Origin of the sequence: Microbacterium sp. CFBP 8801 (assembly GCF_014839455.1) — a bacterium.
Taxonomy (GTDB): domain Bacteria; phylum Actinomycetota; class Actinomycetes; order Actinomycetales; family Microbacteriaceae; genus Microbacterium.
Genome location: NZ_JACYNU010000004.1, coordinates 118,668 through 131,589, shown reverse-complemented (window position 1 = coordinate 131,589; position 12,922 = coordinate 118,668). Strand labels below are relative to the sequence as shown.

Below are 12,922 nucleotides of genomic sequence, written 5' to 3'. Positions count from 1 at the left end.
CGTCGCGACGCGTAACGACTTTTCGCCCATCGCCGCAAGCCCCGCGACAACAGTCACCGGGCACGAGCAAGCTGCCCGCAGGGAGGGACATTCATGGCGAAATTCAGGTACGCGGCGGCTGTGGCGGCCGTCTCACTGCTGCTGGGGGGCTGCGGGGTACGGATTCCCACTGATCCGTCTGGAACCCTGGACGCGGTCCAGGGCGGTGTTCTGCGCGCCGGGGTGACCCCGAATGGCGAGTGGGTTCGCATGGACGAGAACGAACCGACTGGTTCAGAAATAGACGCACTCACCCGCTTCGCTGAGTCCCTCGACGCCGATGTGGAGTGGACGGTGGGGTCCGAGCAAGCTCTCGTGCGTGGGCTGGAAGACGGCGAACTCGACGTCGTCGCTGGTGGCCTGACCGATCAGACCCCCTGGACGAACAAGGCGGGAATGACCAGGCCCTACGCCGAGGCGACGCTCGCGGACGGCTCGACTGTCGAACTCGTCATGCTCGTTCCGCTCGGAGAGAACGCTTTCGTGTCGACCCTGGAGACATTCCTCACTGATGAGGCCGCGCGGGTGGGTGCAGCGCCATGAACAGCGGCACGGTTCGTTTCGGGCGCCGCGCACTCCCTGAGCGACAGGCACGAGTGTTACGGCGCGCCATCCGGCTTGAGTGGATCACGATCGGCCTCCTGTCCGGCACCGCCACTCTCGTCTTCCTCGTGCTCGGCAACTCGCAGGCGATGAAAGCGGCGTGGATCGAAGACCTGCTGTCCTTCATCCCTCCCTTCGCGTTCCTCATCGCGGTGCGGCTCGCTCGGCGCCCTCCCACCCCGCGGCACCCGTACGGATACCACCGTTCCGTCGCCGTCGGGCACCTCGTTGCCGCAGTCGCATTGACCGGCATGGGCGCCTTCCTCATCGTCGACTCCGGCGTGGGACTCGTCACGGCAGAGCACCCCACCATCGGAACGGTCAACCTGTTCGGGGTCACTATCTGGCTCGGATGGCTCATGGTCGCGGTCATGGCCCTCACCGCCGTCCCGCCGGTCATCATCGGTCACCTCAAGCTCACGCTCGCCAACGAACTGCACGACAAGGTGCTCTACGCCGACGCCGACATGAACAAGGCTGACTGGATGACGTCGGTGGGCACCATTGTGGGTGTCCTCGGGATCGGTGTGGGGCTGTGGTGGATGGACGCGGCGGCCGCGATCTTCATCGCCATCAGCATCGTGCACGACGGCGTGAGCAACCTGCGCGCGGCCGTCGTAGACCTCGTCGACGGGCGGGCGACCACCTTCGACGACACGCAGCCGCACCCCCTTGCTGACCGCGTCGACCAGTACTTGGCCGGCCTTTCCTGGGTCGCAGAGGCCGGTAGCCGCGTGCGCGACGAAGGACACGTCTTCCACGTCGAGGCCTTCGTCGTGCCACAAAAGAAAAGACTGTCTCTGGACGATGTCGAAAGCGCACGAGAAGGATGCATCTCGCTCGACTGGAAACTGCAGGATGTCGTCATCGTCCCCGTACCGAAGCTCCCGGGCATCGTTGTGACGACGCGCTCGAGCATGTGGCACACGGGCGTGAACAAGAGAAAACGCCCGACCTGACACAATTTCTTGTGTCGGGTCGGGCGTCTCGTCGGTGGACCTGAGGGGATTCGAACCCCTGACCTCCTCGATGCGAACGAGGCGCGCTACCAACTGCGCCACAGGCCCGGAAACCTCGACAACACTATCACGCAGAGCGGCGTGCCTCGAACTCGAGCGCACTCTCCGCTCGGGTCCCCGACACCGCATTCCGACTCGGGCATACCGCCGGCTCTCCCTTACGGGGAGGGGTGGGCTCAGGCGCCGACCGCGCGCCGCTCGAGCAGCTGACGCACGTGGTCCTCGATCTCGCTGTCGTCGACGTATCCCATCGACGCGTAGGGCGACGACGGAGCCGCCGCGGCTGCGGGGCGTGCCGTCTCGATCGGGGTGGGCGCCTGCTGCGCGGCGATCTCGCGAGCAGCTTCTTCGCGAGCGGCAGCGCGCAGCGCCTCGCGGGCGATCTGCTCGTCGACGACCGCGGCGGCGCGAGAACCGGCCGAGGCGACCAGCGGGCGCGGAAGCTCGCGCGGGGTCCAGGTGGGACGCGGTTCGGGAACGAGGGCGACGTCTTGCACCACGGCCGAGACGCGCGGGGCGGCGACCTCGAGGGGACGCACGCCTGTGCGCGCGGCGATGACCGACACGCGACGCAAGAGGACGAGAGAGGCAAGCACCACCACGGCGCCGGCGACGAGGAGCACGGGAACGGCGCCCGCGACGACCTGGATCACTCCGACACCCGCCGCGATCGCGCCGAGCAAGGCGACGACCGTCACCGAGAGACGGAAGCGGCGGCGCGCACGGGCACGACGCAGTTCGGGGCGCGCGACGGCGGCAGCGCGCTCGCTGTTCGCCCGTTCGACCGCGGCGGCGCGTTCAGCGCGCGTGGTCTCGAGGGCCGCGGCGCGCTCGGCGCGGGCGACCTCGACCGCCGCGGCGCGTTCGGCGCGGGCCAGTTCGATGGCGGCGGCGCGCTGCTCTTTCACGACGTCGAGATCGCGGGCGTTCTCGAGGCGCGCCACCTCGAGGCGGGCTTTCGCGGCGGCCAGCTCGGTCTGCGCCTTGTGCGCCTGCACCTGACGAGCGAGCTTCTGCTGCTGGTGGGCGGTGCGGGTGGTGAGCTCGAGGCGCACCTCACGGGGGGTCTCAGCCGTCTCAGCGAGAACCCGGAGCGCCTGGTTCAGACGCACCGCGTTACGCTCGGCGGCGGTGAAACGGTGCCGGCTCTGCCACGACGGCAAGAGGTACACCAACCAGAGCGCGACGGCGACGAAGACGATCACGCCACCGCTCAGTACCTGCCCACCCATGGCTCAAAGGTAGGTCACCGAGAGATCACACCTCGGCATCCTCCCGCGTGTCGTGCCGAGAGTTTCGCCGATCAGGCGCACAAAGAGAGAACAGACCCGGTCACAGCCGATCGGACGGCGGAATACGCGCCGCATCGGGCGGCACCTGACCCCGCGTCCACCGGTCGAGCACACCGTGCGGCACCTCTTCGCGCACGAGGGCGAAGGCGTAGTGGTCGCGCCAGTCGCCGTCGATATGGATGTATCGGCGGCGGAGTCCCTCGTAGCGGAAGCCGAGCTTCTCGACGACGCGCAGACTCGCGTGGTTCTCGGGCCGGATGCAGATCTCGACGCGATGCAGGTTGAGCTCGGTGAAACACACGTCGGTGGCCATGGCCACGCTCACGGTGGTGATGTTGCGCCCCGCGTACTCTTCGGCGACCCAGTACCCGATCGTCGCCGAAGCGAGCGACCCGCGCGACACCCCCCACACGTTCAGCTGCCCGGCGACCTCGTCGTCCCACGTCATCACGAAGGGGACGCCGAGGCCGTCACGGTACTGCTGCAGAAGACGACGGATGCCGAGGCGCATGTCGAACGAGACCGGCCCGTCGGGGCTGGTCGCCTCCCACCGGCGCAGCCACGAGCGATTGTCGATCAGTTGCTGCTGGAGCACCCGCGCATCGCGGTTGCGGATGAGACGGATCGAGACCTCGTCGTGCCGCCTCGGAACCGACAGATCCATGGCTTCTCGCCGGGTCAGAGACCCGCTGCGAACTCCTTGAACCACGGGCGCAGGGCCGGACCGAGGTCGTCGCGGTCGGCGGCGAGCTGCACGATGGCCTTGATGTAGTCGACGCGGTCGCCGGTGTCGTAACGGCGGCCGCGGAAGACGACGCCGTACACGCCGCCGCCGTCACCGCCACCGGTGGCGAGCTCTTCGAGCGCGTCGGTCAGCTGGATCTCGCCGCCCTTACCGGGCTCGGTGTGCTCGAGGATGCCGAACACGTCGGGGCCGAGCACGTAGCGACCGATGATCGCGAGGTTCGAGGGGGCGTCCTCGGCCTTGGGCTTCTCGACGAGCTGGGTGACCTTGACCACGCCCTCGTCGTCGGTGGCCTCGACGGCGGCGACGCCGTAGAGGTGGATGTGCTCGGGGTCGACCTCCATCAGGGCGATGATGGTGGCGTTGCGCTTGTCGTACTCCTGCATCATCGTGGTGAGCAGGGGGTCGCGCTCGTCGATGAGGTCGTCGCCCAGCAGGACGGCGAAGGGGTGGTCCCCCACGTGGGCGCGCGCACGCAGCACGGCGTGGCCGAGGCCCTTCGGCTCACCCTGGCGCACCATGTGCACGTCGGCGAGGTCGGAGGAGTGCTCGACCTTGGCGAGCTTGTCGCTGTCGCCCTTCTCGCGCAGCTTGGCCTCGAGCTCGGGCATCGAGTCGAAGTGGTTGGCGATGTTGTTCTTGTTGCGGCCGATGATGATGAGGACATCGTCGATCCCGGCCGCGGTGGCCTCTTCGACGACGTACTGAATGGCCGGTTTGTCGACGACCGGAAGCATCTCCTTCGGCATCGCCTTGGTGGCGGGGAGGAAGCGCGTACCGAGTCCAGCGGCCGGAATCACGGCCTTGAAGGGCTTATGAGGCATGGGCATACCCTACCGGGGTCTGCGGACACCGCCGGTAGGACGCTCGCACGTAGACTGACCGCATGCCGGATCGCATCGAGCAGGCCAAGCGCGCACTGCGCGCCGACCTGCGCGAACGCCGCCAGGGCATCTCCGCTCACGCACGCGAAGAGGCCGAGGCCGGGATCACCCGTCAGCTCGACGAGCTCGTGGCCCGCCTCGGCGCGCGCAGCATCTCGTGCTTCCTGTCGACGCCCACCGAACCCGGCACCCACGCCTTCGTCGCCGGCGCCGTGGCGCGCGGCATCCGGGTGCTCCTTCCCCTCACACGCGAAGACGGTCTGCTCGATTGGACCATCGCCACACCCGACGCCGAGATCGCCGAGGGCCTGTTCGGTCTTCCCGAACCCGTCGGCGAGGTTCTGGGTCCCATCGCCGTCAACGACGTCGACCTGCTCATCATCCCGGCCGCCGCGGTCGACGCGCACGGAATGCGCCTGGGATGGGGGCGCGGATACTTCGACAAGACCCTCGGTTCGATGGAGAAGTGCCCGCCGGTCTACGCGGTCATCTTCGACTCCGAACTCATCGACGACGTACCGCGCGACGTGCACGACCAGCCCGTCACGGGCGTGGTCACCCCCACGCGCACGCTGCCGCTCGCCGCACACACCGCCTGATCACCCGAAGGAACAGCACGATGCCCACCTACGCCTACGCCTGCAAGCAGTGCGGTCACCGTTTCGAGACCGTGCAGTCCTTCTCGGATGCCGCCCTCACCGAATGCCCCGAGTGCGGCGGCGAGGTGCGCAAGCAGTACGGCTCGATCGGCGTCACCTTCAACGGCTCGGGCTTCTACCGCACCGACTCCCGCAACTCCTCGTCGAGCAGCTCGTCGTCGTCCGGCGCAAGTGCTGGCGGCGCCTCGAGTTCTTCGACATCATCGAAGGCGCAATCGAAGCCGTCCGCCCCGTCCTCGGCATCCTGACTCCGAGTCGGCGCGGCCAGAGGGGAGCAAGCGCATGATCAAGGGATTCAAGGAGTTCATTCTCCGCGGGAACGTCATCGACCTCGCCGTCGCCGTCGTCATCGGCGCAGCCTTCACTGCGGTCGTCAACGCGATCGTCGCGTCGCTCATCAATCCGCTGGTCCAAGTGTTCTACCAGCCGAACGACAACGGCGAGTTCGGGCCGTCGATCACGGGCATCTACGGCCAGCAGGTGGTGTTCCCCCTCGGCGGCCTGCTGACGGCGATCATCAGCTTCCTCGCCGTCGCACTGGTGGTGTACTTCGTCTTCGTCTACCCCATGAACCACTGGAAGGCCCGCGCCGCGGCGCGCGCCGGTGTGGCCGACGCGGCCTCGGACGAGCCCAAGCTGCCCACCGAGCAGGAGCTGCTCGTTCAGATCCGCGACCTGCTGGAGCGCCAGAACAGCACGCGGTGATCGCCACTCTCTGACAGCCGCGCACCGCGCCGTGAGTCCCCACCGGGGGACTTCCGGCGCGGTGCGCGTCTCGGCAGGGGCCGGGCCCGTTCAGTAGTGCGGGGGAACGTCGCGCAGCATGCGCTCGTCGTTGGGACCGGATGCCACGGGCCCGGCCGACGCGCCCCGCGCGGGGTCGTCGGCGGGCGCGGGTTCCGCGGTCGTTCCGGGTGCCGGCATCAGCCGGGCGCGGCGAGACCCGCGCACGCGCACCACGGGCTGCCGAACGGCGTGCGGGGTGGGCGTCCCGGACGCGGGAGCGACGTCGACGGCGACCGGTTCCACCGACCCGTCCGCGGTCTCGATCGATGCCGACGAGTCGTCCGATCCGACGAGGGGGCCAGGCCCGGCGGCATCCGGGGTCGTACTCATCGCCGGCTCAACCGGGAAGATCGAGTGGCTCGGTGGTCGTGTCGGGTGCGGCGGCGTCTGCGGGGGCGGCCCCCAGCAGCTCGGCGATGCGCGACGCCACACCGGCGGGGTCGCTGTACAGGTCGAACGCGTGCACGCGCACGTAATGCCAGCCCAGGCGACGCAGGATCTGCGGGCGCAGACGCAGTGTCTCGCGCAGGGACTCCCCGATCGTCTCGGGATCGCTCTCGGCGACGACGGCCTTGCCCTGATATCGCGCCACGAGCGGCAGGAGTCCGTGGTAGTCGACGTCGACCTCGACACCGAAGCGGCGGAGTTCGCGCGCGAGGGCCCGCGTGAGCGGGTCGGCGAGGTCTTCGAGCCGACTCTCGCGACCACGCGCGGCGAGGTTTCCGAGGATGCCCATGAGCGTCGCCGCCCCGTGCTCGAGGCGTCCGTCGTCGAACGACGACGGGCGGATCGACGACACGATCACCATCGAACGCCGCGCGCGCGTCATGCCGACCGTGAGCAGACGCTCGCCGTCGGGGGTCGACAGGTCGCCGAAGTCGCTCAGCACGCGACCGTGACGGGTCAGGCCGAAGCCCAGCGAGAAGATCACGCGGTCGCGACTCTCGGCCACCGACTCTTCGAGGGTCAGCACCGAGAAGGGCTCTGCCGCGTCGCGCGAGACGAACTCGGCGACGTCGGAGCGACCGGCCAGAGCGGCCACCACCGACGCGCGCACGCGCTCGGCGTGCGTGCGGCTGGCCGTGACGACCATGAGCGACTCGGACGCGCGGTTGACGGCGTGCTCGACCACGAGGGTCACCACGCGGGCGACCTCGGCATCGGGGCTCTCGACGGCACCGCTGATGGGGTCGGGGGCGCCGACACCGCCCTCGACGTAGTCGACGCTGAGGCTTCCGCGGCCGAGATACGACCCGGCCCAGGGCAGCGACACGATCTCGCCGCCGTAGAACGCGTCGTTCACCAGCTGCGAGAGGTCTTCACCGCCTGCGCGGTAACTGCGCGTGAGGGTCTCGACGGGGAAGAGCTCCGCGATGCGCTCGAAGATCGAGATCTCATCGAACGGCACCTCGTCGGCCTCCTCGGTAGCGGGAGCCACCGATGCGCTGACGCGGAACGGCGTGGGCTTCTGCACCACGGGGTCGCCGAAGAGCACGACCTGGCGCGCTCGACGCAGGGCCGGCGTGGCCTCGGTGAGGCAGAGTGCGGCGGCATCCGCCACGATCACGACGTCGAACGCGAGGTCCCACGGCACGTCGGGCACCTCGTACGGCGACGCCAGCCACACCGGCGCGAGCGTGCGCAGCAGGGTGGGAGCGGCATCCGAGATCTCTTGAGCGGTGTGCAGGCCGTCTTTCAGCGAACGCTTCAGCGCGGCGGCCTCGTCGGCGTGATCGACGATGCCGATGCGCCACTGCGTGGCGAGCTGGGCGGCCAGGAGCGGACCGGCGGCAGCGGCGTGCGCCTCATCGACCAGACGGAAGTCGCGCTCGAGGCGGTCGACGACGCTCGTGTTCGCCCCCAGCAGCGCGCGATCGGTGCGCAGGAGGTGCTCGAGCGCTGACTGCCACCAGGCGAACTCGAGTTCGGCGCCCACGCGCTCCTCGGGAACATGGCGCACCGACAGCTCGACGAGCAGCTGCTCCAGGCCCAGACGCGCGAGCTCGGAGCGCAGCTGTGCGCGCTCGACGAGGTTGTCGAAGAAGGTGGACTCGGCCGCGAGGCCCGCCAGCGTCCGCACGAGACGCTGCACGGGCAGGGTTGCGAGGCGGTCGGAGCCCTGACGGCCGAGGATCTGGTCGAGCTCGCCGAGCAGGGCGTCGGTGCGCTGCCAGGCGACGTGCACGTCGGCCAAGCCCAGCGGCACCTCGGGGGTGACGCCCGCTTCGACGACACGCTGCCATTCGGTGCGCTGCTGCTGAATGCGCACGAGCGCCTCGTACATGTCGGTGACGTGCACCCCGGGGCGCACGTACTCCTTCGACAGGCGCTTGAGCCGGCGGCGGTTCGGACCGCTCATGGCCGAGGCGTCGCGGCGCGGGGAGTGCGCGTCGATGAGTTCGCCGAGGGGGCGCTCGAACACGCTGGGGCTGAAGCGATCGAGCGACTCGCGGATGCCGTGCAGCAGCTTGAGGTAGGCGCCGAGCTCGGAGACCGTCTGGAACGGCCGCATGCGCGTCTGGGCGATGAGTTCGTAGCCGCGCTCCAGCAGACGGGGAACGTCCTGCGCGTGGAGCTTGCCGGCCAGCTCGTGCGCGGCGCGCGCGTCTTCGGTGCGCGTGAAACTCACGCCGTACCAGGGCGAATCGTCGGGACCGAAACGGAACTCACCCAGACGGGCGGCCATCGCGAGGGCACGCGCGGCGGCGTCGCGACGACCCGCGAGACGCTCGAGCGTCGTGAGGTCGAAACGCGCCTCGGTCGAGGGCGCCGGGGACTGGGATGCCAGTGAGGTGAGCGCGCGCAGCACGTCGAGCGCCGAGACGCCCAGCGCGAGGTGCGGCTCGGTCACGGCCGAGCGGTAGTCGCGCAGCACCGTGCGAAGGCGCACGAGGGCGTCGTCGATCTCGGCGACCTTGGGCTGCTCGGCCTTCTCGTTGCGACCGATCGCGCGGATGAGGTCGCGCCGTACGTGGTGGGGTGAGACGGCGAGACCGGCCAGGCCGACACCGGCGAGGCGGTGGCGGATGCCGTCGAGGGTCGAGCGCCGAGCGCTCACCACGAGCACGCGCTTGTTGTCGTGCACGAGCTGGCCGATGGCGTTGATCACGGTCTGCGTGCCGCCGGTGCCCGGCAGCGTGTGCACCGCGAGCGAGTGCCCCGCGGCGATGCGCGCGAGCACGCGCTCCTGCTCGGCGTCGGCGTCGAGCAGCAGGGTGTCGGCCGCGGGGGTGCGCTCGTCGGGGCTGACGATCACCGGCTCGTCGCGGCGGACGGTGACGCGGGCCCGGTCGTCGGGGTGACCGGCGAGCGCGTTCAGCAGGGTGTCGTCGAGGTGCTGCGTGTCGCGCACCATGCCCGAGCCGACGTCGGCGAACGACGAGATCACCAGGCGCGGGTGGACGACGAAGGTGGGCACGTGCGTGGTGAGCCGGCGGATGTGGTCGATGACCGGCTGCGGCTTGAACACGCCCTGGTCGTACGCGAGCCCGGCGAGGGCCGCGCTGTCGATCTGGATGCCGAGGTGCGTGCGGAAGGCGCGCGCGAGCTCGGGGTTCATCACGAAGGCGCCGTGGAGCTTGAGTTCGAAGTCGCCGTGGTGACGACGGATGGCGAGCGGACGCAGCAGCACGGGGGCCGACCACTCCACTCCCCCGATCTTCCAGGCGGCGAGACCGACGGCCAGGTGGACGGGCTCGAGACCGCGGGCGGTGCGCAGCTCGACGTTCTTGGCGGTGATGCGCTCCGCGGCCATGCGGGCGGTGCGCAGCGCCACCTCGTCGCGGAAGAGGTTCGAGAGCATGGTGGCGCGCCCGGTGATGAACTGCGGGAGCGAACCGGGGTGTGCCTTGGTGATGTCGATGCCCGCGTCGAGCGCGTCATCGAAGCGCAGCAGAGTCGAACGCCCACCCAGGGCGGCAGCTTCCGCGCGGATGCGATCGCGTTCCGGGTCGGCGACGTGCCGCACCACGATCCCGGGCTCCGACAGCCGCAGCTCCGCCGGGTCGACGGTCGCTGCCGGACCGTCTTCGTCGGCACCGATCACGGTACCCTCCTCAGCTCGCCACACACCTGCCAGACTAAGCCGGGCATCCGAGGATCTCCTGTAGTGGGGCCGAGTTTCGCCGTAATCGGCGACACGCCGCACCACCGGCGATTCCTCCCCAGGCGGCGACGTGGCGGCGTCGTCCACCATTCGCGGGAACGCCGCTGCACCGCCACCTCCGCCTCGTGAAGATGGGCGCATGAACAGAGTCACCAGCACCGAGTACGACAGTCCGATCGGGCCCGTCCTCCTGACGTTCGTCGACGACGCCCTCGTGCGACTCGACGTGGCGCACGGCGGCATAGAGCGAGCCCGAGCCGACATCTCCCAGCGACTGGGCGTGGTGCCCGACCCCGATCCCGGCGCCGGCGCCGACCTCGTCGCTCAACTCGACGAGTACTTCGACGGGCGCCGTCGGGAGTTCGACGTCGACCTCGACTGGCGTTTCGTGCGCGGCTTCACGCGGGCTGCGCTCGAGGCAACGCGCGAGATCCCCTACGGCGAGGTCGCCGCCTACGGCGAGGTGGCGATGATGGCCGGCGTCGCCCGCGCTGCGCGCGCGGTGGGCACCGCGTGCGCGGCGAGCCCGTTCTCGATCGTGGTCCCGGTGCATCGCGTGGTGCGCGCCGACGGCTCGATCGGCGAGTACGGCGGTCACCCCGAGGTGAAGCAATACCTGCTCTCGCTCGAGAGCGCGGCGGTGGCCTCGGAGTCGCTGAGCGAACCCGTCTGACGACGGACGCGACGACGCCCGGCCCGCCGGAGCGGAGCCGGGCGTCGAAGCGGTCAGTGGTCGGAGGCCTTCTCGGCCCCGAAACCGGTGAGCGAACGCACCTCCATCTCGGCGGCCTTGCCTCGATCCTCGGCCGTGCGCGAAGTGACCGAGCCGAGCCACCCCAGGAAGAACCCGAGCGGGATCGAGACGACACCGGGGTTGTTCAGCGGCCAGATCGCCACCCCGGTGTTCGCGAACACGCTGGTGGGCCCACCCCAGAACACCGGCGAGAGGAAGATCAACAGCAGAGCCGATGCCAGACCGCCGTACATGCTCCACGCGGCGCCGCGCGTGGTGAAGCGACGCCAGAAGAGCGAGAACAGGATCGTGGGCAGGTTGGCCGAGGCGGCGACGGCGAAAGCGAGCGCCACCAGGAACGCCACGTTCTGCCCCTGCACGCCGATACCTCCGACGATCGCCAGCACGCCGATGACGATCACGGTGCGCCGGGCCACCTTGACCTCGCCGTCGGGCGGCACGTCGCCCTTCTTCACGACGTTGGCGTAGATGTCGTGCGCGAACGAGGCCGCCGCGGTGATCGTGAGACCGGCCACGACCGCCAGGATGGTCGCGAACGCCACCGCCGAGATGAAGCCGAGCAGCAGCGGTCCGCCCAGCGCCAGAGCGAGCAGCGGTGCCGCAGCGTTCACGCCGCCGGGAGCGGCGAGGATCGCCTCGGAGCCCACGAGCGCGCCCGCGCCGTACCCCAGGACCAGCGTGAGGAGGTAGAACATCCCGATCAGCCAGATGGCCCACACCACCGAACGACGCGCCTCTTTGGCGGTCGGCACGGTGTAGAAGCGCATGAGCACGTGCGGAAGCCCCGCGGTGCCCAGCACGAGGGCGAGGGCGAGGGCGATGAAGTCCCACGGGTTCGCGCCGTACTGCAGGCCGGGTCCGAGGATCGCCTCCCCCTTGGGCGAGGCGGCCACCGCACTTTCGAGCAGGGTGTTCAGGCTGAAGCCGTTGATCGCGAGTACCCAGATCGTCATGACCAGCGCCCCGCCGATGAGCAGGAACGCCTTCACGATCTGCACCCAGGTGGTGCCCTTCATTCCGCCGATGAGCACGTAGACGATCATGAGCAGGCCGACGACCGCGACGACGATCGACTGCCCGACGCGCTCGGTGATGCCGAGCAGCAGCGAGACCAGACCACCGGCGCCCGCCATCTGGGCCAGCAGGTAGAAGAAGCAGACCGCGAGGGTGGTGAGGGCCGCGGCCATGCGGACAGGGCGCTCCTTGAGGCGGAACGACAGCACGTCGGCCATCGTGAACTTGCCGGTGTTGCGCATGAGCTCGGCCACCAGCAGCAGCGCGACCAACCACGCGACGAGGAAGCCGATCGAGTAGAGGAAGCCGTCGTAGCCGTTGATGGCGATCGCGCCCACGATGCCGAGGAAAGACGCCGCCGACAGGTAGTCGCCGGCGATGGCGAAGCCGTTCTGCGGGCCGGTGAACGAGCGGCCGGCCGCGTAGTAGTCGGCCGCGGTCTTGCTGTTGCGGCTGGCCCGGATGACGATGAACAGCGTCACGGCGACGAACGCGCCGAAGATCGAGATGTTCAGGACCGGGTTGTTCTCCACGGTGTCGACCGCGGCGGCGACGGTGGCGACGACGTCGTTCACGACTCCCCCCGTTCCGTGCGCTCGAGCTCAGCGCGCAGGGCCTCGGCGCGCGGGTCGAGCCGACGGTTGGCGTAGGCGACGTAACCCATCGTGATGGCGAACGTCGTGACGAACTGTCCCAGCCCGAGCACGAGTCCGACCGTGATCGCCCCCGACACCGGCTGCGCCATGAACGCCGGAGCGAACGACGACAGCAGGACGTAGGCGAAGTACCAGACGAGGAACGCCACCGCGAGAGGGAACACGAAGCGGCGTTGACGCCTCTTCAGGTCCTGGAACGGTGCCGATTCTTCGACCGCGATGTAGTCGACTCCGCCCCCGGGGGCAGGGTCGATCCTTCTGTCCGTCATGTGGCCTCCTTGCCTCATGGGACCGGCGCAGCGTTGCGCCGATGGGGGATACGACCGGGGTCGTGGAAACGCTCCCGGTGATACTGTCGACGCTACG

At 69.5% G+C, this 12,922-nt stretch carries 13 protein-coding genes and 1 tRNA gene; 6 read left to right on the top strand and 8 right to left on the bottom strand.

Features of this window, described 5'->3' with window-relative positions; translation table 11 throughout:
• Positions 1-93 precede the first annotated feature (93 nt).
• Positions 94-582, top strand: a complete 489-nt coding sequence (locus IFR11_RS06820; protein ID WP_191915659.1) for a transporter substrate-binding domain-containing protein — start codon at positions 94-96, stop codon at positions 580-582.
• Entirely contained in the window at positions 579-1,601 is a 1,023-nt protein-coding gene (locus IFR11_RS06815) for a cation transporter (RefSeq protein WP_191915658.1), read from the top strand. Before IFR11_RS06820 ends, IFR11_RS06815 begins: the two co-directional genes overlap by 4 nt.
• A 35-nt stretch (positions 1,602-1,636) precedes the next feature.
• Here IFR11_RS06815 and IFR11_RS06810 read toward each other — a convergent pair.
• From IFR11_RS06810 to galU, 4 genes are all read right to left on the bottom strand, one after another.
• Positions 1,637-1,709 (bottom strand) — tRNA-Ala (locus tag IFR11_RS06810).
• Positions 1,710-1,837: 128 nt separating this feature from the next.
• Positions 1,838-2,893 (bottom strand): large exoprotein, encoded by a 1,056-nt coding sequence (locus IFR11_RS06805; RefSeq protein WP_191915657.1) that lies wholly within the window; start codon positions 2,891-2,893, stop codon positions 1,838-1,840.
• 100 nt (positions 2,894-2,993) lie between these two features.
• The gene (locus tag IFR11_RS06800; RefSeq protein WP_191915656.1) at positions 2,994-3,617 is read right to left on the bottom strand and encodes a GNAT family N-acetyltransferase; all 624 of its coding nucleotides are present in this window, start codon (positions 3,615-3,617) and stop codon (positions 2,994-2,996) included.
• A gap of 14 nt (positions 3,618-3,631) precedes the next feature.
• Positions 3,632-4,522, bottom strand: coding sequence for a UTP--glucose-1-phosphate uridylyltransferase GalU (gene galU / locus IFR11_RS06795; protein WP_055939342.1), 891 nt, complete (start codon positions 4,520-4,522; stop codon positions 3,632-3,634).
• A 62-nt stretch (positions 4,523-4,584) separates the two neighbouring features.
• On the opposite strand from galU, the gene IFR11_RS06790 reads away from it, so the two are divergent.
• From IFR11_RS06790 to mscL, 3 genes are read left to right on the top strand one after another with little or no spacing between them, the layout of a single operon-like run.
• Positions 4,585-5,181, top strand: coding sequence for a 5-formyltetrahydrofolate cyclo-ligase (locus IFR11_RS06790; protein WP_191915655.1), 597 nt, complete (start codon positions 4,585-4,587; stop codon positions 5,179-5,181).
• 20 nt (positions 5,182-5,201) lie between these two features.
• Positions 5,202-5,489: an FmdB family zinc ribbon protein gene (locus IFR11_RS06785; RefSeq protein ID WP_191915654.1), complete on the top strand. Its 288-nt coding sequence runs from the start codon at positions 5,202-5,204 to the stop codon at positions 5,487-5,489.
• Between the two features lie 34 nt (positions 5,490-5,523).
• A complete protein-coding gene (mscL, locus tag IFR11_RS06780; RefSeq protein WP_055838120.1) occupies positions 5,524-5,946 on the top strand; it encodes a large conductance mechanosensitive channel protein MscL in 423 nt (140 codons plus the stop codon).
• A 90-nt stretch (positions 5,947-6,036) separates the two neighbouring features.
• Here mscL and IFR11_RS06775 read toward each other — a convergent pair whose 3' ends face one another.
• Together IFR11_RS06775 and IFR11_RS06770 are read right to left on the bottom strand one after the other, a co-directional pair.
• Entirely contained in the window at positions 6,037-6,357 is a 321-nt protein-coding gene (locus tag IFR11_RS06775; protein ID WP_191915737.1) for a hypothetical protein, read from the bottom strand.
• Positions 6,358-6,364: 7 nt separating this feature from the next.
• A complete protein-coding gene (locus IFR11_RS06770; protein ID WP_191915653.1) occupies positions 6,365-10,072 on the bottom strand; it encodes an AAA family ATPase in 3,708 nt (1,235 codons plus the stop codon).
• A gap of 199 nt (positions 10,073-10,271) precedes the next feature.
• On the opposite strand from IFR11_RS06770, the gene IFR11_RS06765 reads away from it, so the two are divergent.
• Positions 10,272-10,805, top strand: a complete 534-nt coding sequence (locus IFR11_RS06765; protein WP_191915652.1) for a methylated-DNA--[protein]-cysteine S-methyltransferase — start codon at positions 10,272-10,274, stop codon at positions 10,803-10,805.
• Positions 10,806-10,858: 53 nt separating this feature from the next.
• On the opposite strand, the gene IFR11_RS06760 is transcribed toward IFR11_RS06765, so the two are convergent.
• A complete protein-coding gene (locus IFR11_RS06760; RefSeq protein ID WP_191915651.1) occupies positions 10,859-12,475 on the bottom strand; it encodes a sodium:solute symporter family transporter in 1,617 nt (538 codons plus the stop codon).
• The gene (locus IFR11_RS06755) at positions 12,472-12,825 is read right to left on the bottom strand and encodes a DUF485 domain-containing protein (protein ID WP_055838132.1); all 354 of its coding nucleotides are present in this window, start codon (positions 12,823-12,825) and stop codon (positions 12,472-12,474) included. Before IFR11_RS06755 ends, IFR11_RS06760 begins: the two co-directional genes overlap by 4 nt.
• Between the last annotated feature and the right edge of the window lie 97 nt (positions 12,826-12,922).

Bases quoted from the DNA above. Each gene is read 5' to 3' on its own strand.
- IFR11_RS06815 (WP_191915658.1), top strand. From the start codon at position 579: ATGAACAGCGGCACGGTTCGTTTCGGGCGCCGCGCACTCCCTGAGCGA.
- mscL (WP_055838120.1), top strand. From the start codon at position 5,524: ATGATCAAGGGATTCAAGGAGTTCATTCTCCGCGGGAACGTCATCGAC.
- IFR11_RS06755 (WP_055838132.1), bottom strand. From the start codon at position 12,825: ATGACGGACAGAAGGATCGACCCTGCCCCCGGGGGCGGAGTCGACTAC.
- galU (WP_055939342.1), bottom strand. From the start codon at position 4,522: ATGCCTCATAAGCCCTTCAAGGCCGTGATTCCGGCCGCTGGACTCGGT.
- IFR11_RS06805 (WP_191915657.1), bottom strand. From the start codon at position 2,893: ATGGGTGGGCAGGTACTGAGCGGTGGCGTGATCGTCTTCGTCGCCGTC.
- IFR11_RS06785 (WP_191915654.1), top strand. From the start codon at position 5,202: ATGCCCACCTACGCCTACGCCTGCAAGCAGTGCGGTCACCGTTTCGAG.
- IFR11_RS06765 (WP_191915652.1), top strand. From the start codon at position 10,272: ATGAACAGAGTCACCAGCACCGAGTACGACAGTCCGATCGGGCCCGTC.
- IFR11_RS06820 (WP_191915659.1), top strand. From the start codon at position 94: ATGGCGAAATTCAGGTACGCGGCGGCTGTGGCGGCCGTCTCACTGCTG.
- IFR11_RS06775 (WP_191915737.1), bottom strand. From the start codon at position 6,357: ATGAGTACGACCCCGGATGCCGCCGGGCCTGGCCCCCTCGTCGGATCG.
- IFR11_RS06800 (WP_191915656.1), bottom strand. From the start codon at position 3,617: ATGGATCTGTCGGTTCCGAGGCGGCACGACGAGGTCTCGATCCGTCTC.
- IFR11_RS06790 (WP_191915655.1), top strand. From the start codon at position 4,585: ATGCCGGATCGCATCGAGCAGGCCAAGCGCGCACTGCGCGCCGACCTG.